The following is a 25,218-nucleotide window of genomic DNA, read 5'->3' as shown; positions in this document are numbered from 1 at the left end:
TGCTATGACACCGACTGAGGTCTCTGACGTCCTACCGTGGCCCAAAGAGCCGGTCCACGTCGCCGATGCGGTCGGGCGTCACGAAGACGATCACGCGGTCAGCAGGCTGGATCTGCGTCCGGCCGGTCGCCACCTCCACTGCTCCGTCCGGCGCGACGACGGCGGCCACGAGCAGCCCGCGCGGCACCCGGAGCGCTTCGAGCGTCTTGCGTGTGACCGGGGATCCGCCCCCCGCCTCCACCTCCAGGATCTCGGCGTCGAGGCCCTGCACGGTGGCCACGCTGCGGACATGCTTGCCGCGCAGGAACCGCAGCACCTCGCGGCTCACGGCTAGCTTCTGGCTCACGGCCGCGTCGAGGCCGATGGACTGCGAGATCGGCACGTAGGCCGACTTCGAGAGCAGCGCCACCGTCTTGCGCACGCCGAGGTGCTTCGCCATCAGGCACGAGACCAGGTTCGACTCCTCGTCGTCCGTCACGGCCGCGACGGCGTCCATCTCCTGCAGGCCCTCGATGGCGAGAAGGTCGATGTCGGACGGGTCGCCGTGGATGACGAGGACGCCCTCAATCTGTTCGGCGAGTTCGTGGGCCCGCGTCCGGTCGGGCTCGACGAGCTTGACGCGCATCCGCTGCTTGCGTCCGCCGCCGCATAGCTCACGCGCGACGCGCTCGCCGACCTTCGAGCCGCCGAGAATCATCACGTTGTCGAGCCGCCGCCCGGACTGCCCGAGCGCGTGGACCACCTGCGGCACCTGGCCGGTCTTCACGATCACGAACACCTGGTCGTTGATCTGGAGCCGCTCGTCGCCCAGCGGGAGGATCGTCCGCACGCCGCGCATGATGCCCATGATGCGGAACGTGAGATGGTCGTTGCCCTCCGAGATCGAGGCGAGCGTGCGGCCGACGGCGGCCGTCTGCGCGTCCATCTTCAGCCCGACGAGCTGGAGCTGTCCCCCGCAGAAGTCGATCACGTCGGTTGCGGCCGCGCGGCGCAGGAGCGAGACGATTTCGTGCGAGGTGCTCTCCTCGGGGTGGATGAGGTGGTCGATGCCGAGGTCGCGCAGCGTGAGCACCGACTTCGTGCCCGTGAACTCGTCCGAGCGGACGCGCGCGATGGTGACCGGGCTCTGCTTGCCGCCGACGGTGCTCGCGCGCTCGGCCATCATGCACGCGATGATGTTCACCTCGTCGATGTCGGTCACGGCCACGACGAGTTCGGCGTCGTGGAGTCCGGCCTCCATAAGCGTCGCGGCGGAGGTGCCCGAGCCTTGAATGGCGAGCACGTCGAGCGTGTCACGGACGTAGTCGATGCGGGCGGCGTCGGTGTCGAGCACGGCCACGTCGAGGCGGCGCTTTGCGAGGAGGCGGGCCACGTCGTAGCCCACGTCGCCTGCGCCGACGATGATGGCGCGCATTGGGCGGTGGTTGGGTGAAAGGGGACGCGGGAAAGGTACTGTGTGGACGTGTGCAGGTGTGAAGGTGTGAGCGTGGGGGGAGACAGGTGGAGCGTCTCTAGCGCAACACGACGTCGCTGATCGTTCGAGGAGGGTGGGCTCTCAACCTGCGCACGTTCATACGCTCACACGTTCATACGCTCACACGTCCATACCCGAGTCTGGCTCTGATCCCCCAAACCGTCGCCAAGCTCCCACCAGGACTCGGCCTGACAGGATCGCGGCATTTTTTGAGAAAGACGAAGGAGAAGTGAGCGGAAGCGCTTCCGATGTTGCTCGCACATCCGATCCGTTCTCTGTTCACCAAGCTCCCTACAGTCCATGCTGTACGAACGCCCCCAACTCAAGAGCCGCTACCTCAACTTCATCGGCGGCCAGTACGTCGAGCCGGTCGACGGCCGCTACTTCGAGGACATCTCGCCCATCGACGGCAAGCCGTTCTGCGAGGTCGCTCGCTCCGGCGAGAAGGACGTCGAGCTCGCCCTCGACGCCGCGCACGCCGCCGCCGACGCCTGGGGCCGCACCTCCGTCGCCGAGCGCTCGAACATCCTCATCAAGATCGCCCAGATCACCGAGGACAACCTCGAATACCTCGCCCGCGTCGAGACCGTCGACAACGGCAAGCCGGTCCGCGAGACGCTCGCCGCCGACCTCCCGCTCGTCGTCGACCACTTCCGCTACTTCGCCGGCGTCATCCGCGCGCAAGAAGGCGGCATCTCCGAGCACGACGCCCACACCGTCGCGATCCAGCTACCCGAGCCGCTCGGCGTCGTCGCGCAGATCATCCCGTGGAACTTCCCGCTGCTGATGGCGGCCTGGAAGCTGGCCCCGGCGCTCGCCGCGGGCAACTGCGTGGTCATCAAGCCGGCCGAGCAGACGCCCATCGGCATCATGGAGTGGATCGACCTCGTGAAGGACGTGCTCCCGCCGGGCGTGGTCAACATCGTGCAGGGCTTCGGGCCGGAAGCGGGCAAGCCGCTCGCGCAGAGCGACCGCGTCGCGAAGGTGGCCTTCACCGGCGAGACGACGACGGGTCGCCTCATCATGCAGTACGCCTCGGAGAACATCATCCCGGTCACGCTGGAGCTCGGCGGCAAGTCGCCGAACGTCTTCTTCGAGAGCGTGATGGACGCCGACGACGCGTTCTTCGACAAGTGCCTCGAAGGCGCGGCGATGTTCGCGCTCAACCAGGGCGAGGTCTGCACCTGCCCGAGCCGCATCCTCGTGCAGGAGTCCATCGCGGAGGCCTTCACGGAGCGCCTCATCGAGCGCGTCAAGGCGATTAAGGTGGGCCACCCGCTCGACAGCGACACGATGGTGGGCGCGCAGGCCTCGAACGACCAGTACGAGAAAATCCAGCGCTACCTCAAGATCGGCCAGGAGGAGGGCGCCGAGGTCCTCGTGGGAGGCGGCGTGTTCGTCGATGAGCCGACGATGTCGGTGGCCGAGAACGGCGGCACCGCCACCGCAGCAGCCGTCGGCACCGGCGGCTCCTCGGGCGACGGGTATGCGGGCGCTCCGGCGAGCGGCTACTACATCCAGCCGACCGTCTTCCGCGGCCACAACAAGATGCGCGTCTTCCAGGAGGAGATCTTCGGGCCGGTCACGAGCCTGACGACCTTCAAGGACGTGGACGAGGCCATCGAGCTCGCCAACGACACGCTCTACGGCCTCGGTGCGGGCGTCTGGACGCGCGACGCACACGAGCTCTATCAGGTGCCGCGCGCCATCAAGGCGGGACGCGTCTGGGTCAACTGCTATCACCTCTACCCGGCGCACGCGGCCTTCGGCGGCTACAAGAAGTCGGGCATCGGGCGCGAGAACCACAAGATGATGCTCTCGCACTACCAGCAGACCAAGAACATGCTCATCTCGTACGACAAGAACGCGTTGGGCTTCTTCTAGAGGCCAGTCCCTAGCTCTTGGTCCTTTGTCCCTGGCTGACAGGACCGCGAGGCCGAGGTGGCGCGTGCTACCTCGGCCTCGCTCCCATTTTTGGCTTCTGCTTTCATCCTTCTCCCTTCCCCCATGCCTGTCCCCCGCGTGCTCGTCACCGACGAAGCCACCAAGATCATCGACCAACTGCGCGCCGACCACGGCCCGCTCATGTTCCACCAGTCCGGCGGCTGCTGCGACGGCTCCCAGCCGATGTGCTACGCCGACGGCGACTTCCGCCTCGGCCGCTCCGACGTGAAGCTCGGCGAGATCCACGGCTGCCCGTTCTACATGGAGAAGAGCCAATTCGAGTACTGGAAGCACACGCAGCTCACCATCGACGTGCGCCCCGGTCGCGGATCGAGCTTCTCGCTGGAGATCCCGCTCGGCGTGCGCTTCCTCACCGACAGCCGCGTCTACACGGAGAAAGAGATGGACGATCTCGTCCCCGTCGAGCGGGTAGACGCCTGAGCTTGGAGTCAATTCCGAGGCTACCGCTTCTCTGTCGGTTGCGTATTACGTGTTGCGTAGCGGGTCGAGGTCAACACGCAACACGTAATACGCCCTCAGCACATCAGCCACCAGGATGCGTCTGCGGTCACTCGACGATGTCGAGCAGGGTCACCTCGAACGTGAGGTTGGTGGCGGGCGGGATGCCGGGCGGCGGGCGGTCGCCGTAGCCTTCCTCCGGCGGGACCTCGAACGTCTTCGTGTCGCCGACGGTCATGCCCGTGATGTTGGTCTGGAAGCCAGGGATCATGTTCGGCAGCGGGAGCCGCGCGCGGTCGTTGCTGTCGAACACGGTGCCGTCGGGGAGCGTGCCCTCGTAGGCGACGATGACGGTGCTGTCAGCCGTCGCGACGGTGATTTCCTCTTTTGCCTCACAGGCAGTGAGGAGGAGGGCGCAGAGCGCGAGAACAGGGATTGCGAGGCGCATGGGAGCAACGAGTGTAGATGGGACGTGCCCTCCAAGATCGCACTCGTGTTGAGAAGGCGTGCCGGTCCCTACCGCTCCCCCCGTCCTGCGTCGCCTCCGCACTTCGTGCTCCGCTCCTCGGACTGTCCCCCTCACCCGTGAGGGGGACAGCTTGTGCGCCGTCACAGGCGTACAAGCGGGGGGAGCAAGCCGTGCAGCCCGGTCACATGGAGAATGGCTATGAGAGCGCAGCGGCAGGATTTCCGTCACGCACGCGCATCCGGTCCCGACGGACGCACGAGCCCTAGCTGATACTGCTTTGGCGTGGTGCCGATGTGGCGCTGGAAGAGGCGGATGAAGTGGCTCACGCTGCGGAAGCCCAGCGCGAAGCTGACCTCGGTGACGGATCGCTGGACGTCGGTGAGTTGCCGCCGGGCCTCCTGCATCTGCTCGCGGTGGATGAACGCGAGCGGCGTCATGCCGAGCTCGTTGCGGAAGTAGCGGTAGAGGCTCGACACGCTCATGCACGCGGCACCGGCGACCTCGGCGACCTCGATGGGGCGGTGCAGGTTATCGCGGACGTGCTGCACCGCGGCAGCGAGGCTGTTCTGCGTCGCCAGCATGGCCGTCTGCCCGAGCAGCAGCGCACGCGCCTGCGTCTGGAGCATCCGCAGCAACAGCTCCGACACGTTGAGGTCGATGAGCGCGTCGCGGAAGGGCGGGTTCTCGGTGAAGAGCCGCGTGAGCGTGGCGAGTAGTTGCTCGACGCTCGCCGTGTTGCCGAAGTGGGCGACGCGCGCATCGGGCACCGCCCAGGCACCGTCGTGGCGCGGCATGGTGTCGTTGAAGCGCGCCACGAGATCGCGCACCTTGTCTTCCTCTACGCCGATCGTGAGGCACGTCGTCGGGGCGGCGTCGCTCGCGCCGGGGAAGTCGATCCAGATCTCTTCGCCGGGAGCCAACACCAGCGACTCCTGCGGGACGAACGGGAAGACCTCGCCCTGAGCGGTGTGGATGTGCTTCACGCCCGTGACCATGCCGCAGTAGAGCGGGTGGTCCGCCTTCAGCGCGACGCGCTCGGCAGGGCGGAGCGTGTCGTAGATCGCCAGTTCCACGTCATGGCCTCCGAAGGTCGTCCGGTTCTCGACGAGCCGGTAGAGCGGGCGCTGCGAGGGGACCGGGAGTGCCGCCGCGATGGAGGGGGACACAGGCATTGGGGGAAAACCATTAAGGGAGGATACGTGAAGCACGCAGGGACCCCATGGTAAGGGGATGTAAACGCTGAGGCAAGCGACCATTTCGTCCAGCTAGGCTCCTGCGCAGGATGAGTGCTAGACACTTGCCGGCCTCGGCTCCCCCGTCCTGCATCGTCTCCGCGCTGCCGCGCTCCGCTCCTCAAACCGCAGGTTCACGCCAGCTTGGGCGCCGTCGCAGGCGGACAAGCGGGGGGGGACCTGCCGAGCAAAGTCCCGAAAAGTAATCGCCCAGCCTCGTAAAACCCCAGCAGCCCCGAGATCGCGGAGATCTCGGGGCTGCCACGCCTTCCAGGCTAGCGAGACCTGGGCCATAGAACCCCACCCATGCCCTAGGCCTCTGCTGGACAGACCGTTCGCTCGGCGTCGCCGAACGGATGTATAATCAATGTGAGCTCAATATGCAGTAGTGTACCTAGTCAGCCCTATCAGAAGCTTCACTATCTGAGCGTAAGCACCTGTGTGCAAGGGCCGTCCGCGTCCGTCCTACGAGCCACACCATAAATCAAACATGCCTCCTGTTACGCTAGTCGCCCAGCGCGTAGGCAGCGCTTCAACCATACCTTTTTGCGCGCGAGCTCGCCGAGGCTGAGCTCGTCCTGCCCCTTGCCAAACTTGCGCTTCGAGGCAGCGTGGACGCGGCGGACGGCGCTCTGGTACGATCCGCCCAGTGCGTGCGCGAGTTCGGAGGCAAGGTCGGCGCAGGTCTGCCGGAGCGCCTGCTCTTCAGCCGCCACGTTGCGCGCACCAGCAGACTGCGTGCGGAGCGTGAACGTGCTCGTCTCGCCCTCGCCAAACAACTCCAGGCGGTGGCGCTCGCGGGCGCTCGTCTGCACCTGCTTGAGCACCCACGGGCTGCGCTCGCTCGGCTCGGCGGGGGCCTTCTCGGGGGACGTGCGCTCGGCCTCTTTCTTGGCTTGGATACCGAGTTGCTGCTCGCTCGTGAGCCACTCCAGCAACGACCGGATGCCCATGTCGCCCGCGGCGTAGATGTCGCAGACGTTGGCCTCCGCCGGGAAGCCCGAGTAGAAGCGCATGCCGCGGAAGAGCTGCTGCATCGTCTTGGAGTAGGCACGCACGAGGTCGGCCTTGACGATGACCGAGATGGGCTTGATGTCGGTGCCCTCGCCGATCATGTCGACCTGCACCATCACGTCGAGCTGGCCCTCGCGGTAGGCATCGAGGAGCTCGGCGTTCTCGCCAGCGGGGCGGTCCTGGCCGATGCGGTCCGAGCGGACGTGCGGGAAGCGGCGGCGCACGAAGTCGAGCATCGCGGCGGCGTGCTTGTTGCTCATCGCGATGACGAGCATCTGGTGCTGGCGCTCGGGGCGACCTTGGCCCCCGGCTTCGCGGTAGAGGCGTTCGAGTTCGCGGCGCTTCTCGGCGAAGCGCTCGAAGGCGGGCGCGAGGAGCGTTTCGAGGTAGACCTCGTGGAAGCGCAGCTTGCGGCGGGCGAGGTAGACGTCGACCTCCTGCTTGGAGCGGGCGATCTCCATGAGGCCCGTGAGCGAGAGCTCGACCTCTTCGCCGGTGTCCTCGCGCACCATCTGGAGGTGGTAGTCCACGACGTGCGCCTCGACCTCCTTGAGGATGCCGCCCTCGGCGTGCGCCTCGCGCATCGTGACCTCGTGCAGCGCGCGGTAGTACTGCGCGCCGTCCGGCCCCGCGTCGAAAGGCACCCCAAACAGCGTCTTGTTGTCGCTCCGCATGGGCGTGCCCGAGAGCGCGACGCTCGCCTCGAACGGCAGGTCGGCGATGCGCTGCGCCCACAGCCCGTCGTCGGCGAGGTGGTGGACCTCGTCGAACACGAAGAGGCACGGCGCGGTGCGACAGTACTTGAGCAGCGCCGCGTGCCCGCCCTCGCCGCTGGCGTACTGGTAGGTCGTCACCACGATCTGCGTGTCGATGTTCTTGAGGAACACGCGGTCCGAGTCGGCCACGCAGAACGAGAACGGCGGCGCGCCGAGGTTGCGGAAGACCTGGCTCAGCTCGGTGGGGTCGGCGTACTGGTCGCGGAGGTTGCCACGCGGGACGAACACGACGAGCTTCTTGGCGACGCGCATCCGGTAGGCGATCACGAACGAGGCGAGCGCCGTGATGGTTTTGCCGTAGCCCGGCACGAAGACGCCGAGGTGGTTGCGCTCCCCGCGCTCGAAGGCGGCGGCGAGGCGCGTCAGGAACGCCTGCTGGCCTCGGCGGAAGCGGAAGCCGCCCTGGAGGCGGATGCCGGGGAGGTCGAAGAGCGTCGGCACCGGTCGAGAAGTCGAGACGGGCGCGTGCGACATGCGGCGGCGGAAGACGGGGTGGCGGAGGGGCGAGCAGGCGCTAACCTACGCGATCCGACGAGGCGCGATCCGGGTGTCACTCGTTTGGGCAGGACAAAAAACATTCGGATAAGTTTTGAGATATTTTGGAGGCCAACGTAGAGACTGGAATCAGCTTTCTTGATACTCTGGGGGCGGTTTCGTAACTTTGGAGTGATACAGCTTGATACAGGTTTGGCGAACTCGGTCTCATCTCCTTTCATGAGCAGTACTTACTCCCAGCGACAGGCCGCGAAGGCGATAGGCGTCTCTTACGGGACGATTGGCCGGTGGATTAGGGAGGGGAAAGTAGAAGAGGTTCATCGGAATCCGAGTAGCGGCTACCGGGTGTTCACGGAGAACGATCTAGAGACATTCCGCGCTTTCAAGGAAGGAGGGCTTGTCGCGGACCCGAAGGCCCCGTATTCGACAACCCCTTTCACTACGTACAAGGTTGCTTCCTTCTTCACCGGAATCGGTGGATTCGACATTGGTTTTGAACAAGAAGGCTTTGAGGTCAGCTTTCAATGCGAAGTTGAACCGTTTTGCAATACTGTGCTGGAGGCACACTGGCCCAAGGTCCCACGTTGGGATGACATCACCACACTAGACCATGCAACAATCCCTCTTTCCGACGTATGGGTCGGAGGCTTCCCGTGTCAAGACCTCTCTCTTGCAAGAATGGGTAAGAGAGACGGACTTCGAGGAAGCAAGTCTCGCCTCTTTTATGAGTTTGCTGGACTGGTTAGAGAAGGCAAGCCCCGAGTTCTTGTTATCGAAAACGTTGCAGGTCTCCTCAGTTCGCACAAAGGACGAGATTTTGGAGTGCTCCTCGAAACGCTGGCCGAACTCGGGTATGCTGTTGGATGGCGTACTCTTAACAGCAAAAACTTCGGAGTCCCCCAGTCGCGCCAGCGCGTCTACATTGTCGGGTGTTATCGAGACGGGGGAGGTCCGGCGTCAATACTTTTTGAGCCCGAACGCAGCCAGGGGAATCCTAAGGCGAGTGGACAGAATGGGAAGAAATCTCCGTCCCCATTTAAGAAAGTCGTTGGAGATACTAGCGGAGAAGGACCAGTAATCCAATCTATTGCCTATTGTCTGTACGCTACGTCGGCGAGGCATACTGGAACGGATTGGAGCCGCAACTACGTTTGCTATCCGAATAGAGGCGACGTGCGAAGACTTACGCCCTATGAGTGTGAGGGGGTGATGGCTTTTCCTCCGAGTTGGACGTTGCCCGAAAACAGCACACTAGACGGCGATGCACTTGATTCGGCTCGGTACCATGCTCTTGGCAACGCCGTGACGCCGCCTGTAGCTGAGTGGCTGGCACATCGTATCCGCCTTTACTTGGATCGCGCTAGAAATGTAGCAGGTGATGGTCAGCAGACAGCAGAACCTGAGTTTGCGATTAGTCGCTGAAGCCCCGGTTGAAGCGTGTGATGAAAGCGGGGTCGGGCCAATGAGCCTGATTTGAAGGGAGTCGGTGTCGAGGTATTGGTCCAACCAGTGGCTTGAAAGGAGACAGATCAATCTGACCGCTACCGCCAGCCTCTAAGACGGCGTTGGGGATCGAAAGCAGGTAATCGTTCGAGGAGGCGTCGAAGGCAAGACGCAATACACCCTCGTCGAAGGCCCAATGGCATAGCTTGTTGAGACAAATACCATTGGTCACGTCGTTGATACGATGATGTGCCCACGGAAGAATATGGGAAGCGTCTACTCCCGGAGTTCGCGTGACCGACGTTGGAGGAAGATGATAGCCAGTAAAAAGGCAGGTGAAGCCGTAGGCATGTTGCACCTCTCGACGAAAACGCTCTGCCTGTGCACCTCGCATCTGGACCTTGCGCCACTTGCGAATGGTATCTACAGCGGCCTCTCGAACACTTCTAGAATCATCTTCCTCAATGCCTGCCTCGACAAACTCACGATGGACGCCAGCTCCAGTCGCGGCCTCGCCACCAGCCCCGAAACGACGAAGGAGTTGCGTCAACGGGTCCTCGTCACTAGTGATAAGGCGTCTGATGATTCGAGCTAAGCGAACGAGTTCGGGGGCGTCACCATTCTCGAAGGCGGTATTGTGGCTCAGAATGAGTCGCTTTACCTCGGAGTCAGGACTCCGGTGAGCAGCCCCCCAAAGCTCATAGACCAATTCTAGACGCTCAACAACATCTACGCGTGCATGTTCACCGCCGAAGTTGGAAACTACAAGATCAGTAGGACGGACAACAACCTGGTTACTATCGAAAACAGTAACGTCAATCAGGATAGAAGTGATTGAATATCCATTGTCGATCAGTTGAAGGCGATCGTGATTTGTATCACCTAACTCGCGTTTAGGCTTTGCGAGAAGAAGAAGGCCTGCCAGAACGAGATAGGTGTGGCTGTACCTTCCCGGCTTATCGCCAAGACGAATTCGAGGCTTGCCCTGAACGTCTCGTGCGTAGTTGTCAGTCGCAATAGAGGTACCCGGAACAGGCTCAAGTACCAACTCGCGGTCGAAAAGGTCGGAACGGGTCAGGCTACCTTGAGAACCTGCTAGCTCGTATTCACCGCGTCCTCCACTTGTTCGAAGTACTATTCTCATGGGATTGGGTCATCTGGCCTGCACAGCGCAAGTTAAGACCCCTAGCGGAATTGCCGAGGCGGGCTCGGCAGCGCACACACATTCTCTTTGTCTATTTTCGCTTGCATGCCTTCAACAACGTGCAAGCGGTCCCCCTCGGCGTTGAGGAGGACCGCTCACGGTCTGGATCGTCGGATCTCGGCGTGACGCGTTACAGCGTGGTGCCGTCGTCGTCCCCGACCTCGGCCTCGATGAAGCCGCGGTTGCGCAGCAGCGCGTCCACGTTCGGCTCACGGCCCCGGAAGCCGACGTAGGCGTCCATGGCGGGCTGCGTGTCGCCGGCGGAGAAGACGCTCTCGTAGAGCTTCTGCGCGAGCACCGGGTCGAAGATGTCGCCCGCCTCCTCGAACGCCGCGAAGCCGTCGTTGTCGAGGACGCCCGCCCAGAGGTAGCTGTAGTAGCCTGAGGAGTAGCCCTCGCCCGCGAACGTGTGCAGGAAGTGCGTCGAGCGGTGGCGCATCGGGATGTCCTCCAGGTTCTCGCGGCTGGCCAGCACCTCCTCCTCGAAGGCGTCGATCTCCAGCGAGGCCGGATCGGTATTCAGGTGGTAGGCCAGGTCCACGAAACCCGAGTTCAGGAACTCGACCGTCGCGAAGCCCTGGTTGAACTGCGTGGCGTTGAGCACGCGCGCGAGCAGCGCGTCCGGCATCGGCTCGCCAGTTTCGTGGTGCAGGGCGAAGCGCTCCAGCACCTCCGACTGCGAGAGCCAGTGCTCGTAGATCTGCGCCGGGAACTCCACGAAGTCGCGGTCGACCGACGTGCCCGCCAGCGAGGGGAACGCGGTGTCGGAGAGCAGCCCGTGCAGGCCGTGGCCGAACTCGTGGAAGAGCGTCACGGCGTCGGTGAACGACAGCAGCGCGGCCTCGCCCTCGGCGGGCTTGTTGTAGTTGCAGTTGTTCAGGATGAGCGGGATCTCGCCGGTGATCCCGTTCTGCGCGCGGAAGCTCGACATCCAGGCACCGCCGCGCTTGCCCGGGCGGGCGAAGAAGTCGCCGTAGAAGAGGCCCGCGATCTCGCCGTCGGGGCTGCGCATCTCCCAGACGCGCACGTCCGGGTGGTAGGTCGCGATGTCGTCGCGCTCGACGAACGTGAGGTCGAAGAGCCGCTGCGAGACGTAGAACATCGCCTCGATCATGTTGTCGAGTTGGAGGTAGGCCTTGACCTCGCTCTCGTCGAGGTCGTAGCGCTCGGCGCGGACCTGCTGGGTGTAGTAGCGCCAGTCCCAGGGCTGCAGCTCGTGGTCGAGCCCGGCTGCCTCAATGCGCGCTTCGATGTCAGCGGCCTCTTCGAGGGCGCGGTCGCGGGCTGGGTACCAGACCTGCTCCATCAGCGACATCGCCGCTTCGGGCGTGCCTGCCATCGTCCCGGCGGTGCGGTAGTGGGCGAAGGTCTCGAAGCCGAGTAGGTTGGCAAGCTCCAGGCGGAGGGCCAGAATCTCGCGGATCGTGTCCTCGTTGTCGTTGTCGTTCGCGTTGGACCCGCGCTGGGTCCAGGCACGCCAGGCGATCTCGCGCTGCTCGCGGTTGGGCGAGGCCTGCAGGAACGGCTCCACGCTGGAGCGGGCCAGCGTGATCACGTGGCCCTCCATGCCGCGGTCCGCCGCCGCCCCGGCCGCCGCCGACACGATGTAGTCCGGCAGGTCCGCGATGTCCTCCTCGCTCAGTTCGAGCGTCCACGCCTCCCGGTCGGCCTGCTCGTTCTGGGCGAACTGGGTGTACAGCCCCGCTAGCGACGAGCGGATCTCGGCAAAGCGCTCGCGGTCCGTGCCCTCCAACTGGGCCCCGGCGCGGATAAAGTCCTCGTGCGTGGTCTCCAGCAGCCGCGCCTCCTGCGGTTCGAGGTCGAGCGTCTCGCGCGCCTGATAGAGTGCGTCGATGCGGGCGAACAGCGCCGGGTTGAGCGTGATCGAGGCGCTGTGCGCGGCGAGGCGCGGGCTCATCTCGCGCTGGATCGCGCGGATCTCGTCGTTCGAGGCCGAGCTAGTCAGGTTGAAGAACACCCGCGAGATGCGGCCGAGGTCGCGCCCCGCCTGCTGCATCGCCAGCATCGTGTTAGTAAACGTGGGTGCCTCCGCGTTGGTGGCAATCGCCTCGATCTCGGCGGTATGATTCGCCAGCGCCACGTCATAGGCCGGCAGGAAGTGGGCCTCGTCGATGAGATCCAGCGGCGGGGTACCGAACGGCGTATCCCACACCATCAGCAGCGGGTTGTCCTCAGGCGGGTCATCGCTGGGATCGTCAACGTCCTGGGTTTCGACGGTGGCGGGTTCGCCGTCGTCGGCGAGGTGGGCCCCGTTCAAGTGGGCTGTGCTGCCTGGCGACAGAAAAAGAAGAGACACCAGGGCAAGCAGCAAGGAGTCGATGTGCATCGGTTCAGAATCAGGTGGTTGGACGAGAGAGCGGGGCTCAAGCGTAGCGCCCTCATGACGCCCACGGCTTGTCCGTTGTTGCGCGAAAACGCCGCGGCGACCGTCGATTTCGGCTCCTCGTGAGCACAGGGCGATCCGACGAGGTACGATCCCGTGCGTCTGCCTGGACGCCCAAACGGATTCGTATCAGGAAACGGATTCGTGTCAGGACTACTTCCACAGATGCGGATACTCTTCCGGTCGCCCGAGATGCGGGCTATTCACGAGTGCGCTGTCATGGTCTTGAGGCGGACCGAGCGTTTCTACGTCGTCCAGCCATGGTGCAAGCGCTGTCTCGATCTCGCCCTCTGCATCGACGAGCACTCTCTTCGTCCGCGTCGACTTGTCTGCCAGCACGAGGTCAGCGTCCCACCCCCATTCCCTGTATGTGTATTGCGCGTCGTGCTCGATACGCAAGACCTCGAAACCGGTGATGAACGAGGGGCTTCGAAGCACAGGCGTAGGTCGAACGGATCCGTACTGGCGGTCTGTGTAGAGCCAGGCCTCGGGTTGCTCATACGGTGACGGGCACTGCGGGACCACGACGACAAAAGCTCGCCGCCCCGGTTTATTGGCTGGGATCTCAGCCGCGAGCGAACGCCCGGTGCGGAGCGCGTTGAGCCGCTTCAACGGAATGGGCATGACACCGAGACGAGCGGGTGGCAGAATGGGAGCGTCGGTCGGCACAGAGTCAGCCCGACACGTGGGCGAGCGCACCGGGCGCAAGCCGTTCGAGCGCGACCTGAATCGACGGCACGAGAGGCAGGAGGTCGTCCAACTTGTTCGAGCGCGCGCGGACGATCACGATCCGAATCGAGAGCGCCGTGAGATCCTGCTGGTACTCGATTCCACGGTCCAGCGTCACGAACGCATCGAATGCCGCGTCGGCCCGGCGCAGAAGCTCGCTGTTGAGCACGCCGGACCACCCCTGTTCTTGAACGGTGACGACATCATGACTGGAGGCGAACGCCCGTTTGAGCTTGCGCGGCAGGTTTTCGTCCAGGAGTACGCGCATCAGGCAGCCACTGCAACGTCGTGGGGCGTGTGTGCAAGCGCATCGTTGAGGGCGAGCGCTAAGAATGCTTCGGCTTGTGCTCGGCTGACGCTTGGGAAGTCGTCCAGGAACGCATCGAGCGTGACGCCTGCCCGGAGGTGCTGGATCAGCGAGTCCACAGGGACGCGAGTACCGGTGAAGACGGGCGTGCCGCTAAGCAAGCCGGGGTGGGTATGGTAGACGCTGGCGCGGTCCATAGGGCAACAGAAGGTTGGTTGAGGCGGAGAACGCGCTCGCCTCTCGCTCGATCCCCGGAGGTGGTTGGGAGCACGAGGCAAAGCAGAGGCCGTACCATATTGCGCAGCCTTTCCTGATACGACCCTCGTCATGCACGACACCGCCTCCCCCCGCGACCGCGACACCCTGCTCGGTGAGGTGCGTGCCTTCGTCCGTGAGGTGTGCGTGCCGCTCGAACGGTACCTCCTGGCACACGATTACGACACGCTCGAAGCGCGGCTGGCCGACGTGCGCGCCGAGGCGCAGGCGGCGGGGCTGTGGAACCTCTACCTCAGCGCCGAGCACGGCGGACCGGGACTGTCGCTGCCCGACTTTGCGCGCATCAGCGAGGCGCTCGGGTGGAGCCTCCTCGGGCACATCGCCACCAACTGCCAGGCGCCCGACGTGGGCAACGTCGAGCTGCTGCTCGCGCACGCGACCGAGGCGCAGCGGGGCGAGTTTCTGCAGCCGCTGCTGCACGGCACGGTCCGCTCGTGCTTCGGGATGACCGAGCCCGAGCACGCCGGGTCGAACCCGCGCTATCTCTCCACGACGGCGCGGCGCGAGTCTGTTTCTGGGGGGGACGACACCTACGTCCTCGACGGCCACAAGTGGTTCACGACAGGTTTCGACGGCGCGGCCTTCTGCATCGTGATGGCGGTGACCAACCCGGACGCCGAGAGTCCCTATGCACGGGCGTCGATGCTGCTCGTGCCGACCGCTGCTGAGGGCGTGGAGCACGTCCGCCGCCTCCCCGTGATGGGCGACGAGGGGCAGGGCTGGTTCTCGCACTCCGAGATCCGGCTGCACGGCGTGCGCGTGCCCGTGGCGAACCGGCTCGGGCCGGAGGGCGGCGGCTTCCTCCTCGCGCAGGAGCGGCTGGGGCCGGGGCGCATCCACCACTGCATGCGCTGGATCGGCGTTTGCGAGCGCGCTCTCGACCTGCTGTGCCGCCGCGCCGTGGAGCGGGAGCTGTCGCCGGGCAGTCCGCTCGCGGGGCAGCAACAGGTGCAGGTCTGGATCGCCGAGAGCCGCGCGCAGATCGACGCGGCGCGGCTCCTGGTGATGGACACCGCCGCGCGCATTGAGCGGGACGGGCAACGGGCAGCGCGCACGGCGGTGAGCGCGATCAAATTTCTCGTCGCCGACCTGCTCCAGCGTGTCCTCGACCGCGCCATCCAGGTGCACGGCGGCCTCGGCGTCCTCGACGACACGCCGCTCGCGTTCTGGTACCGCCACGAGCGCGGCGCGCGCATCTACGACGGCCCCGACGAGGTGCACAAGACCGTCGTCGCCCGTGAGGTGCTCAAGGGCTACGGCGTGACGCGATAGCCTACCACCCCACCGGGAGCCGCGTGATTTTCTCGGCCGTGAGGGTGACCGAGCTGTATGGGTCGTTCGAGAAGAACGGCCGCCAGTATCCGATGACGTGGCAGTCTGGGACAGACCGGTCGGGAGGCAGGGCGAAGTCTAGGGCCAACGCTGCGCCGGCAGCGATCACGACCTGCTGCGTGCGACGCTCGAAGCCGACGAAAGAAGCTGTCACGTCGTACGTCCCGGGTGGGACGTCGAGGAGGACAAACGCCCCGTCGATGTCGGTCGCAGCACCGTGCTTCGTGCCGTCGAGGACCACGTTCGCGCCGGGGAGCGGTTCGCCGGTGTCGTCCGTGACGATGCCCACCAGCTTGCCGGTTTCCTGGGCGAGCGCAGGCGGACTGGCGAGGAGTAGGACGACGACGACGACAGCGAGAAGCAGACGCATAGCGGGAGCGAGAAGAGTTGGGGCAATGCGCTCAGCCTAGCCCCGTGCCGCTTGACTACGCAAGGCACTACGCTGCCCGGGCATACGGAGTCTTCCGCAGTCAGAACGAGTTTGCGGCTACGCCTCCTCGCCGAAGCGCTCGGCTAGCGCCTCGTCCTTGACACGCATCAGGTGGGCCTGGGCAGCGCCGAGGGCCTCATATGCCCGCTTGTGAAAGGTAATGAGGACATCGATGGGCACTTCGGGTAACCACGACGAAGGCTACTTCCTAGACTTTCGCGACTTGTACATCTTGTACCACTCCCATGGAAGAGCTACAGCCATGAGTATGGCTGCGAGGACCATTCCATACTCTCCGACTTTTCCGACGAGGTCGACGTCATCCATCGTGTATAAGTTGGTGCCGAGATGTTGAATCAAGCACAGCATGATACTATGTCCTCTTGATGAGTCGCGACTATGTCATCCTGAACTCGTTTCAGGATCTCTGACGACTACGGTGCTACGGGGCTTCGCTGAGATGCTGAATCAAGTTCAGCATGACAAAGATGGAAAACCGCAGTGGGGCGTTACACCTCCTCACCGAAGCGCTCCGCTAGCGCTTCGTCTTTGATGCGCATCAGGTGGGCGTGGGCAGCGTCAGGGTCCTCGGGGACCTCGCCCCAGAAGAGCTCTTCCTTGATCGCACCGATGGCGGCTTTCTCGCGGCCCCGAAGCGTGCGGATGACCGTCTCGAAGAGCGCGCCGCGCCGGAGGGCCTCGTCCTTCATGTCCATCATGTACGCAAAGGCCGCATCGTGCTCGTTGGGGATGGCGCCGTCGAGGATGGCCTCGCGGATGTGCTCCTTCACGATGCCGACGGCCACGCCTTCCGTGACGCCGAGCGTTTCCATGATCTCGTGGCCGTCTACGGGCGGCTGGAAGTGGCGCAGGCGGTCCTTCTCTTCGACCTCGATGAACTTGGCCTCCACGCGGTCGAAGGCGTTGAGGTAGCGGCGGACGCGGCGCGGGTTCTTGCTCGTGATGTCGGCGCGGACGAGCCGCATGAGCGCGTCAATGCGGTCCCCAGCTTCGAAGAGCAGGCGTCGCACGGCAGAGTCGGTCACCTCGTCGTCCACGAGCGCGACGGGGCGGTGGTGCAGCCGGACGAGCTCGCGGACGTGCTCCAGGCGCTCGTCCATCGGCAGCTTGAGCGCACGGAAGAGCTTCGGGATGCGCCGCGCGCCGCGGTCCTCGTGCCCGTGGAACGTCCAGCCGCGGCCTCGGATGAACCGCTTCGTGTCGGGCTTCGCGATGTCGTGGAAGAGCGCCGCCCAGCGCGTCCAGAGCGCCTCGCCCGCGGCGCGCTCGCCCGCGACGCCTAGCTGCTGCTGCAAGTGCGCGAGGTTGTCGACGACTTCGAGCGTGTGGAAGAAGTTGTCTTTGTGCTTGTGCCCACGCACCTCCTCGACGCCTGCGAGCGCGGTGAGGTCGGGCAGGATGCGGTCGAGGAGGCCGGTGTCGTAGAGGATCTTGAAGCCGACCGACGGCACTGGCGCAGCGAGGAGCTTCTGCAACTCGTCCGTGATCCGCTCCTGGCTCACGATACCGATGCGGTCGGCGTGCTGGCGCATGGCGGCGAACGCGTCGTCGTCCACGCGGAAGCCGAGTTGGGCGGCGAAGCGGGCCGCGCGCAGCATCCGCAGCGGGTCGTCGTCGAACGTCTCCGCCGGGTCGAGCGGCGTGCGGAGGAGCCCGCTGGCGAGGTCGCTCAGGCCGCCGAATGGATCGACGAGTTCGCCGAAGCTCCCGTCCTCATTCATGGCGCCGTTGAGGCAGACGGCGAGGGCGTTGATCGTGAAGTCGCGCCGCCGCTGGTCGTCGTCGAGTGTGCCGTCCTCGACGGCGGGCTTGCGGGATGAGCGGTCGTAGGACTCGCGCCGCGCACCGACGAACTCCAGTACGACCGGCGCGTCGTCGTGGTCACCACCATATTGCTCTGGCGGCAGGTGGACGCCTGCTGTGCCGAAGTTGGCGTAGACGTGGGCCGTCCGCACGCCGACCTCCTTCGCGACGGCCTTCGCCCACTGAATACCGCTGCCTGAGCCCACGCTCACGAAGTCGAGGTCGCTCGTGGCACGGCCGAGGAGCGCGTCCCGCACCGCGCCGCCGACGCAGTATGCCTCCAGGCCGAGGCGGTCGGCCACCGCACCGACGCGGCGAAGTACGTCTTCGTGGGGCAGGGTCATGCGGTGAGGCGGTGAGGCGGTGAGGCGGTGAGGCGAGCAAACGTACAGGATAGGCCGAGGCTTCCGCGTCACCAGGGCACGGAGCGGAATACGGGCGAGTTTCTCCCAAACCTCCTATGTCCACACACGTCCCGGCGCGCACTCAGCGCAGCTTGGCGAGTAGGCGCTCGGTGAGGCGCATCGTGTGGAGTGCGTCGAGGGCGGTGCGCGTGGCTGAGCGGCCTGCGGCGAGCGCGTCGAGGAAGCCGCCGAAGCCGTCGCGGCTAGCTGGGGGAGAGGGGGTACGTGCCGGGGTGACCGTGCCAAAGTCGAGTGTGGTGTCGAGGCGCGTGGTCGAGGCTCGCTGGTCGCGGCCTGCCACGAAGAGGCGCGTCGACGAGGCTGCAGCCCCCAGCAGCAGGTGCACGAGTGTGCCCGCCCGGAAGCGCAGCGTAGCCCCGACCGTGTCGAGCAGGGCGCCGCGCCGGTCGGCCTCGGCGTCCAGGCGGGGCACGTCGGCGGAGCGGGCGAGGGCGGCGGCGAGGTCGAGCGCGCCCGCCATCAAGAACGGCCACGAGATACCGCCCGCAGGCAGGTCGAGCGCGACGAGGCGAGGCCGCCAGCCCACCGGCCGGCTCGCCAGCAGCGGCGCGATGGGCAGCGGATGCGCCACGCCGATGTCCACGCCCGCCTCTTCGCTCAGCGCCACGAGGCGTTCGCACTCGGCGACGGACGTGGTGGCGGGCCATTCTAGGAAGACGTGCCGCCCGTCCTTTGCCGCAGCCTCAGCGATGAGAAAGTGGTCGCGCGTCGGTGCTGCGATGCAGACGGCGTCGCAGTCGGCGAGGAGCGTGGCGGCGGAGCGGTAGGGCGCCGTCCCGAAGCGGTCCGCAATGGCGTCGGCGCGCGCGGTGTCGGCGTCGGTGACGCCCACGAGCGCGACATCGTCTCTCGCCGCTATCGCCTCGGCGCGTGCCGTCCCGCGCTGGCCCACGCCGACGACGCCGAGGCGGAGCAGTGAACGTGGAGGCGGGGCGGCGGCCATCGGGGTGCAGGGCTAGGCGCGGTGGCTCACGCACGACCACCACTCGCCCTCGGTCGCCTCGTCGCGGAGGGTGAGTCCCGCATCGGCGAGCGCGTCGAGCATCACGGCGCGGTCGGTCTGGAGCAGCCCGGCGAGGATGAGCGTGCTGCCGTCGTGCATCTTCTCGGCGAAGCCCGGTAGCATCCGCCGCAGCGCCTCCCGGTTGATGTTCGCCGCGATCACGTCGAACTCGCCCTCAGAGATCACCTCCAGGCCGCCCTCGCGCAGCACAAACCGGTCGCCGACGCGGTTGTCGAGCGCGTTCTCCGCCGCGTTCTCGATGGACCACGGGTCGATGTCGAACGCGTAGGCCTCGGCCGCGCCGAGCTTGAGCGCCGCGATGGCGAGGATGCCGGTCCCGGTCCCCGCGTCGAGCACGCGCGCGCCGTCCTCAACGAGCCCCGGCAGAAAGCGCAGCGCGAGGCGCGTGCTCTCGTGGTAGCCCGTCCCAAAGCTCATCTTCGGGTCGATCTCCAGCAGGATCTTGTCGGCGTGGTCCGGCGGTGTCGCATGCCAGGACGGGCGCACGAGGAACGGCCCGATCACGACGGGCGCGATGGACGCCTCCCACGTCTCGTTCCAGTTGTGCGGGGCCTCCACGCGCTCGTCGATGCGGACTGGCAGATCGCGCCGCCGCAGCCACTGCTCGACGTGTTCGCGGTGGACGTCCGACCAGCGCTTCACAGGCCCCCACGCCACCACAGCCTCGTCGCGTGCTTCGAACGCCTCAAAGTCGAGGTCGGCGAGTTCGGCGATGAGGAAGTCGTGGTAGCCGTCGGGTAGGTGGACGGTGAGTTCGAGCGTCACGGGGCTCAGGGTGCAGGTGTTGGCGCGTGAAAGTATGGACGTGGGAGGCTACGCTGCTGCGCCAATACATGGCCCCCCGGCACCTTCACACCCGCACACGTCCACGCGAGCGTCTATTCCCCCTCAACCACGATGCCCCACGCATTGGGGTCCTCCGGCGGATCGCTGACGAAGTTGCCGAAGGCGTGGCTGTCGTCGGAGCGGACGAAGAGGACGTAGGTCCCGGCCGGTAGCGTGACCGTGCCGTCGAAGCGCTGGTTGCGCGGGGCGCCGCCCGCGTAGACCGTGTTCTCCGACGTCATCTCCCAGACGACGGTGCCGTCCTCAGCGCGGGCGATCCAAGCGTAGTCGTAGCGGTTGGCCCCGCTGATCTCGCCGACGGCCGTGATCTGTAGCGTCGTCTCGGCGTCGAGCACGAACGGCACGTCGAAGCGCTGGTTGTTGGTGAGGCGGCGCAGGTCGAGCGGGAGCGCCTGCGGCTCGCCGCGCACCGCGATCGGCGCGTTGGGAGCGAGGCCCATCGTGGGCGTGGCCTCCGGCTCGGGCGGCGGGGGCGGTGCGGGGGGCTCGGCGGCCTCCACGGTCACGTTGGACCCGGCGCGCGGGCCTCGCTCGAAGGCGACGTCGGTGACCGAGCCGGGGCTGAAGTCGCGGTTGAGCGCGAACACGGCTGCGCCCCAGCGCTCCGCGTGGGTCGGTGCGCCGCCATGCCAGCCGTCGGGCGAGTGCGAGCCGTCTGTCTGGTAGCGCAGCGTGTAGCGGCCGGGCGCGAGGTCGAGCACGACCTCGGCGACGCGGTTGTCGGAGCGGCCGCCGCCGTGCCGGGTCGTCTCGTATTCCATCTCCCAGATCTCCTCGGGCGGACGCGGGCTGATGCCGTCCTGGTCGGGCACGCGGAGCAGCCGTGCGAAGTCGTAGCTCCTGCTCGACCGCAGCTCGCCGAGGGCCCAGATGAAGGCCCGCGTCGGCGCCGTGAGGGTGAAGCTCGCCGTGTGGACCTGGTCGTCGCCGACCTTGCGCAGCGCGACGACCTCGGGGAGGTCCGTGTAGGGTTCGAAGAGGCGCGCGGTGCCACCGCCACCGCCGAGCGTGAGGCCCCACGACCGCGGATCGAACGGCGGGTTGGCCGTCCAGTCGCGGTGCGCGTGCGAGCCATCGGTGGTGAAGCCAACGCGGTAGCGGCCCGGCTCCAGGCGCAGCGTGTCGCGGACGCGGCGGTTCTTCGCTGAGCCGCCGGCCCATACGGTGTTAGTGCGGGTCATCGTCCAGACTCGCTCGTCGGTCACGAGGTCCTCGATCCAACCATAGTCGATGGCCTCGTCGAAGATCTCGCCGGTGGCGTCGACCCAGAGTCGGGTGGCGGTCGGGACATCGAGGTAGGCGGTGGAGTCTGCGCGGTTCTCCAGTGGGCCTGTGGCCCAGACGAGATCGGGCGGTTGTGGGGGCTGCTCTGGTCGGGCCACGGACCGGGCAAAGCGAACGCTGTCGGGGACGACAGGGTCGAGCCGGAAGCGCCACTGCTCGGCGTCGGTGTGCCAGGCGTTGCGGTTGCCCTGGAGGAGGGCACGGGCGCGGTCCAGGAAGCCGCCGTCCACGTCCTGCACGGGCCGGAGCGGGTCGCCGACGGCGGCGAAGTAGGCTTCGTAGGCACCGGGTGCAAACGCGACGGTGTCCTTGACGGTCGCGAGCGTGGCGCGGGACTTCGCAGCGGCCGACGCGCGCATCACCCAGACGGTGTCGCGCGTGGTGGCGTTGAGCACCCAGCCGTAGGCCGCGAGGGCCTCCGGGATGCCTGCCACGGGTGCCTCGAAGGAGCCGATGGCGGTGACGGCGAGGCGGAGCGGACGGTCCAGCTGGAAGGCACGTTCGCGCACGTCGCCGGGGTCCCAGGTCGTCCCAAAGGCCACGAGCGTGTCGGGCTCGGAGGGACCTCGCAGGGTGCGCACAAGCACGGCCACCGCGAGGGCACCGAGGACGACGAGCAGGAAGCGGGACATGCCGCGGCGCATGGCGGTGGGGCTGGCAGGGTGGGGCAGGACCTGGGAGCGCGCGAGGCGGAAGATAGGAGGCGGGACGGACGGCGTACGGAGGAGCCAGCTCGAAGTTACCCAGGTGAGAGCCGCGGTCACCGAAGGGCGACGCAGGCCTGTATCTTGCGCACGGAGCCTCCCGCACTGCCAGGCTGTTGTCGCAACCTTGCGGGTAGGTTGTTCGATACGACAGAGGCTCTGGAGTCCTCTCCCCGGGCTTGCACCCCACTGGCCCGCACCCCACCGGCCTGCGCTCGCCGCCGTTCTCGTGGCCTTTACGACCCCCAGTACCGACCGCCCTCGCACCTCCCGGCTGCGCCTGCCCTCCCGGCGGACGTTGCTGTGGGCGCTTGCGGGTGTGCTCTATCTCGCCGGGGCGGTCTACTTCGCCGCCCTCTCGTTCTCGAAGCAGCCCCCGAGCCACCCGACGCTCGTCACGGTCAACGGCCTGCTCGTGCTCGGCGCCGCGCTGGCCTACCTGCTCCTCGGCGACGTCTTCCGGCAGCGGGACCACAACGCGATGCGCTCGCTGTGGTCGCCGATGCTCATCAGCGGCATCGCGCTCATCACGGCGGTCGGGACCGTGGCGCTCACAGGTGGCGCTGGGCCCGTGGACGCCCGCACGCTCCTACCCGAGGGGCCCCGTACGCTCGTGCAGGCCATCGTTGTGGGGACGATGGAGATCACGAGCGCGTTCGTGCTGCTGCTCTACCTGCGGACCCTGGTGCTGTTCAAACGCACGCGCCACAGCGTGCGCAACTGGAACCTGATGGTCGTCGCGATGGTCGTCGCGGCGCTCACGATGTCCGGCGAGCGCGCGGCAGCGGAGGCCGCCGAGCAAAACATCGCCTTCCAGATCACCGGTATCGTGGCGATGGGGCTGATGGTGGCGAACGCCTTCCGGCTCTCGTGGATTGTCTTCCTGTCGTTCCGCGAGAAGTGGGCCACCATCGGGCTGTGCATTGGGCTAATCGGCGTGACCGCGTTCGTGATGAACAACCGCTTCGGGGGCTACTTCTCGGCGGCGCAGGCCAAGGACGGGCTCATCATCCCCGATGCGGCGCTCGTGCCGCTGCCGCACATCTTCAGCCAGCCGCTGAGCCAGTTCGCGCTCTTCGTCTTCGCCTTCGCCATCCTCTACGCGACGACGGCCATCCTCTCGCTGCTCTTCCACCTCCCAACGGCGAGCGCCTTCGAGCAGAAGACGGGCGAGATGGAGGCAATGCAGGCCCTCGCCGAGCTTTCGGGGCAGGTACTCGACCGCGAGAAACTCGTGCAGACCATCGCCGACGCGCCCGTGCAGTCCGGCGGCGCCGACGCGGCCTGGGTGGCCCTCGTGGACCCGGAATCAGGCTCGCTCACGCCGCAGCTCGCCGCGACGCGGGGCATCGACGCGGAGCGGATTCAGAACCTCCTCGACGAACGCGCGCTCACGCAGGACGTGTTCGAGCGCCGCCGCCCGCTCGTGCTCAACCGGGCCGCGGCGGACCACCGCGTGCGTGCGCGCCCTGGCAACGGGCTGGGCAGCCTCCTCGCGCTCCCGCTCACCTCGGGCGGCGAGACGCGCGGCGTGCTCTTCGCCTCAAAGCGCGTCGCCGAGGGCTTCGAGCAGGACGACGTGAGCGCGCTCACCACGTTCGCGGCCCAGGCAGCGCTCTCGCTCGCCAACGCCGACCTCTTCGCCGAGGTGCTGGAGAAAGAGCGGCTGGCGCAGGAGCTGGAGATCGCCCGCGAGGTGCAGAAACGCCTCCTGCCGCAGACGCTCCCGCAGTTCGAGCGCGTCGAGATCGCGGGCCTCGGCTTCGCCGCGATGGAGGTCGGCGGCGACTACTACGACGTAGCCGTCATCGGCGAGCAATGCGTCGGCGTGATCGTGGCCGACGTGTCCGGCAAGGGCACCGCGGCGGCGTTCTACATGGCCGAGCTCAAGGGCATCTTCCAGTCGGTGAGCCGCCTCACGCGCTCGCCCGCGGAGTTCCTCGTGCGGGCCAACGAGGCACTCACGGCGTCGCTCGGGAAGCAGGCGTTCATTTCCGCGCTCTACGGCGTGCTCGATACGCAGTCGGGCGTCTTCACCTATGCCCGCGCGGGTCACTGCCCTGCTGCGCTCGCACGTGCCGACGGCGAGGCACGCCTGCTGCGGGCTCAGGGGATCGGGCTAGGCCTGACGGGCGGCCCGCTCTTCGAGAAGTCGCTCGCCGAGGAGACGGTGCAGCTGCGCCCCGGCGACGCGCTCGCGCTCTACACCGACGGCGTCGTTGAGAGCCGGGCTCCCAATGGCGAAGAATACGGTTACGAGCGCCTGCTCACGACCGTCGTGACCTACCGCGCCGCGAGCGCGCAGGGCCTGCTCGACGGCCTTCTCGAAGACTGCCGCACCTTCTCCGACCACAAAGCTGACCTCGACGACGACCTCACGCTAGTCGCCCTGAAGTGGCACGGCGAGGGCAGCCCGCCCGCATCGCTCGTCGCGCAGAAGGCCGCCCCTGCGTCGTCGTCGGGCGACGGCGTGGCCAGCGGCGGTGTGGTCAGCGATGGGGCGTCCATGGCCACCGACCCTGCCCCGGCCAACGGTGCAACTTCGGACGTGGTGGCTCCGTCTGCGGAGCCGTCTTCCTCATCGTCAGGATCGGCTTCGGGACCGCCCTCCGCGTCCTGAGTAGGTCCACGTAGCCGTCCCGCCCCCGTCGTATGTTCACCGACCTCGAAGCACCCCCTCCCGAAGCGCCCTCCCCTGAAGCGCCTGCCGCCTCCCGGCCTCCCCTCGTCACCCGACTGCTGCCCGCCGTGTCCAACTTCTCCGTCACCTTCCGCCCGACCGGCACCGTGCGCGTGCTGGAACTCAACGGCGAACTCGACGCCCACACCGCGAGCGAACTCGAAGCCGCCTTCCAGCGCTGCCTCGACGACGACGCCTACCGCGTGATCGTCCACGGCGGCAACCTCCAATACATCTCCTCGGCGGGCCTAGGCGTCTTCATGGCCTACGTGGAGCCGATGCGCGAAGCGGGCGGCGACATCAAGATCACCGAGCTCCAGGAGCGGGTCTACGACGTCTTCGACCTGCTCGGCTTCCCCATGCTCTTCGACATCACGCCCGCCGAGGCCGAGGCCGTCGCCCAGTTCGAGGCCAGCCCCAACGGCATGAGCGCCGACTGAGGC

21 protein-coding genes are annotated in these 25,218 nt (G+C 66.5%); 6 read left to right on the top strand and 15 right to left on the bottom strand.

Features of this window, described 5'->3' with window-relative positions; translation table 11 throughout:
- Positions 1-31 precede the first annotated feature (31 nt).
- Positions 32-1,414, bottom strand: coding sequence for a Trk system potassium transporter TrkA (gene trkA, locus AAFU51_12830; protein ID MEO1572142.1), 1,383 nt, complete (start codon positions 1,412-1,414; stop codon positions 32-34).
- Positions 1,415-1,774: 360 nt separating this feature from the next.
- On the opposite strand from trkA, the gene AAFU51_12825 reads away from it, so the two are divergent.
- Positions 1,775-3,358 (top strand): aldehyde dehydrogenase family protein, encoded by a 1,584-nt coding sequence (locus AAFU51_12825; protein MEO1572141.1) that lies wholly within the window; start codon positions 1,775-1,777, stop codon positions 3,356-3,358.
- Positions 3,359-3,481: 123 nt separating this feature from the next.
- Positions 3,482-3,859, top strand: a complete 378-nt coding sequence (locus tag AAFU51_12820) for a DUF779 domain-containing protein (GenBank protein MEO1572140.1) — start codon at positions 3,482-3,484, stop codon at positions 3,857-3,859.
- Positions 3,860-3,986: 127 nt separating this feature from the next.
- Here the strand turns inward: AAFU51_12820 and AAFU51_12815 are convergent, their stop codons facing one another.
- From AAFU51_12815 to AAFU51_12805, 3 genes are all read right to left on the bottom strand, one after another.
- Positions 3,987-4,325, bottom strand: a complete 339-nt coding sequence (locus AAFU51_12815) for an FKBP-type peptidyl-prolyl cis-trans isomerase (GenBank protein MEO1572139.1) — start codon at positions 4,323-4,325, stop codon at positions 3,987-3,989.
- 245 nt (positions 4,326-4,570) lie between these two features.
- A complete protein-coding gene (locus tag AAFU51_12810) occupies positions 4,571-5,512 on the bottom strand; it encodes a helix-turn-helix domain-containing protein (protein MEO1572138.1) in 942 nt (313 codons plus the stop codon).
- Positions 5,513-6,078: 566 nt separating this feature from the next.
- On the bottom strand, positions 6,079-7,842 hold the full coding sequence (locus AAFU51_12805) for a DEAD/DEAH box helicase family protein (protein MEO1572137.1): 1,764 nt from the start codon (positions 7,840-7,842) through the stop codon (positions 6,079-6,081).
- A 240-nt stretch (positions 7,843-8,082) separates the two neighbouring features.
- On the opposite strand from AAFU51_12805, the gene dcm reads away from it, so the two are divergent.
- Positions 8,083-9,285 carry a DNA (cytosine-5-)-methyltransferase gene (dcm, locus tag AAFU51_12800; protein MEO1572136.1) on the top strand — a complete coding sequence of 401 codons (1,203 nt, stop codon included), beginning with the start codon at positions 8,083-8,085 and terminating at the stop codon, positions 9,283-9,285.
- Here dcm and AAFU51_12795 read toward each other — a convergent pair.
- The 5 genes from AAFU51_12795 to AAFU51_12775 form a co-directional block, all read right to left on the bottom strand.
- Positions 9,275-10,450, bottom strand: coding sequence for an HNH endonuclease signature motif containing protein (locus AAFU51_12795; protein MEO1572135.1), 1,176 nt, complete (start codon positions 10,448-10,450; stop codon positions 9,275-9,277). The two genes, dcm and AAFU51_12795, sit on opposite strands and share 11 nt — an antisense overlap.
- A gap of 190 nt (positions 10,451-10,640) precedes the next feature.
- Positions 10,641-12,857: a M3 family metallopeptidase gene (locus tag AAFU51_12790; protein ID MEO1572134.1), complete on the bottom strand. Its 2,217-nt coding sequence runs from the start codon at positions 12,855-12,857 to the stop codon at positions 10,641-10,643.
- Positions 12,858-13,067: 210 nt separating this feature from the next.
- Complete coding sequence (locus AAFU51_12785) at positions 13,068-13,538, bottom strand: hypothetical protein (GenBank protein MEO1572133.1); 471 nt, start codon at positions 13,536-13,538, stop codon at positions 13,068-13,070.
- 49 nt (positions 13,539-13,587) lie between these two features.
- Positions 13,588-13,911: a DUF5615 family PIN-like protein gene (locus AAFU51_12780; protein ID MEO1572132.1), complete on the bottom strand. Its 324-nt coding sequence runs from the start codon at positions 13,909-13,911 to the stop codon at positions 13,588-13,590.
- Positions 13,911-14,147 (bottom strand): DUF433 domain-containing protein, encoded by a 237-nt coding sequence (locus AAFU51_12775; protein MEO1572131.1) that lies wholly within the window; start codon positions 14,145-14,147, stop codon positions 13,911-13,913. Before AAFU51_12775 ends, AAFU51_12780 begins: the two co-directional genes overlap by 1 nt.
- Before the next feature lie 130 nt (positions 14,148-14,277).
- Here AAFU51_12775 and AAFU51_12770 point away from each other — a divergent pair, with 130 nt between their 5' ends.
- Positions 14,278-15,498, top strand: a complete 1,221-nt coding sequence (locus AAFU51_12770) for an acyl-CoA dehydrogenase family protein (protein MEO1572130.1) — start codon at positions 14,278-14,280, stop codon at positions 15,496-15,498.
- Between the two features lies 1 nt (position 15,499).
- Here the strand turns inward: AAFU51_12770 and AAFU51_12765 are convergent, their stop codons facing one another.
- From AAFU51_12765 to AAFU51_12740, 6 genes are all read right to left on the bottom strand, one after another.
- Complete coding sequence (locus AAFU51_12765; protein MEO1572129.1) at positions 15,500-15,928, bottom strand: carboxypeptidase-like regulatory domain-containing protein; 429 nt, start codon at positions 15,926-15,928, stop codon at positions 15,500-15,502.
- Positions 15,929-16,045: 117 nt separating this feature from the next.
- Entirely contained in the window at positions 16,046-16,168 is a 123-nt protein-coding gene (locus AAFU51_12760) for a hypothetical protein (GenBank protein ID MEO1572128.1), read from the bottom strand.
- Between the two features lie 329 nt (positions 16,169-16,497).
- On the bottom strand, positions 16,498-18,156 hold the full coding sequence (locus tag AAFU51_12755) for an HD domain-containing protein (GenBank protein MEO1572127.1): 1,659 nt from the start codon (positions 18,154-18,156) through the stop codon (positions 16,498-16,500).
- 142 nt (positions 18,157-18,298) lie between these two features.
- Positions 18,299-19,180: a Gfo/Idh/MocA family oxidoreductase gene (locus AAFU51_12750; GenBank protein MEO1572126.1), complete on the bottom strand. Its 882-nt coding sequence runs from the start codon at positions 19,178-19,180 to the stop codon at positions 18,299-18,301.
- Positions 19,181-19,192: 12 nt separating this feature from the next.
- Positions 19,193-20,026, bottom strand: a complete 834-nt coding sequence (gene prmA, locus AAFU51_12745; protein ID MEO1572125.1) for a 50S ribosomal protein L11 methyltransferase — start codon at positions 20,024-20,026, stop codon at positions 19,193-19,195.
- Between the two features lie 113 nt (positions 20,027-20,139).
- Complete coding sequence (locus AAFU51_12740; GenBank protein ID MEO1572124.1) at positions 20,140-22,023, bottom strand: hypothetical protein; 1,884 nt, start codon at positions 22,021-22,023, stop codon at positions 20,140-20,142.
- A gap of 301 nt (positions 22,024-22,324) precedes the next feature.
- Between AAFU51_12740 and AAFU51_12735 the strand changes: the two genes are divergently transcribed.
- Both AAFU51_12735 and AAFU51_12730 read left to right on the top strand, forming a co-directional pair.
- A complete protein-coding gene (locus AAFU51_12735) occupies positions 22,325-24,715 on the top strand; it encodes a GAF domain-containing SpoIIE family protein phosphatase (protein MEO1572123.1) in 2,391 nt (796 codons plus the stop codon).
- A 32-nt stretch (positions 24,716-24,747) separates the two neighbouring features.
- Positions 24,748-25,215, top strand: a complete 468-nt coding sequence (locus AAFU51_12730) for an STAS domain-containing protein (protein MEO1572122.1) — start codon at positions 24,748-24,750, stop codon at positions 25,213-25,215.
- Positions 25,216-25,218: the final 3 nt, after the last annotated feature.

The sequence above is a fragment of the Bacteroidota bacterium genome (genome assembly GCA_039821555.1).
Lineage (GTDB): Bacteria > Bacteroidota > Rhodothermia > Rhodothermales > Rubricoccaceae > JBCBEX01.
The sequence above is the reverse complement of the archived record's forward strand: the minus strand, read 5'-3'. Positions and strand labels throughout refer to the sequence as shown.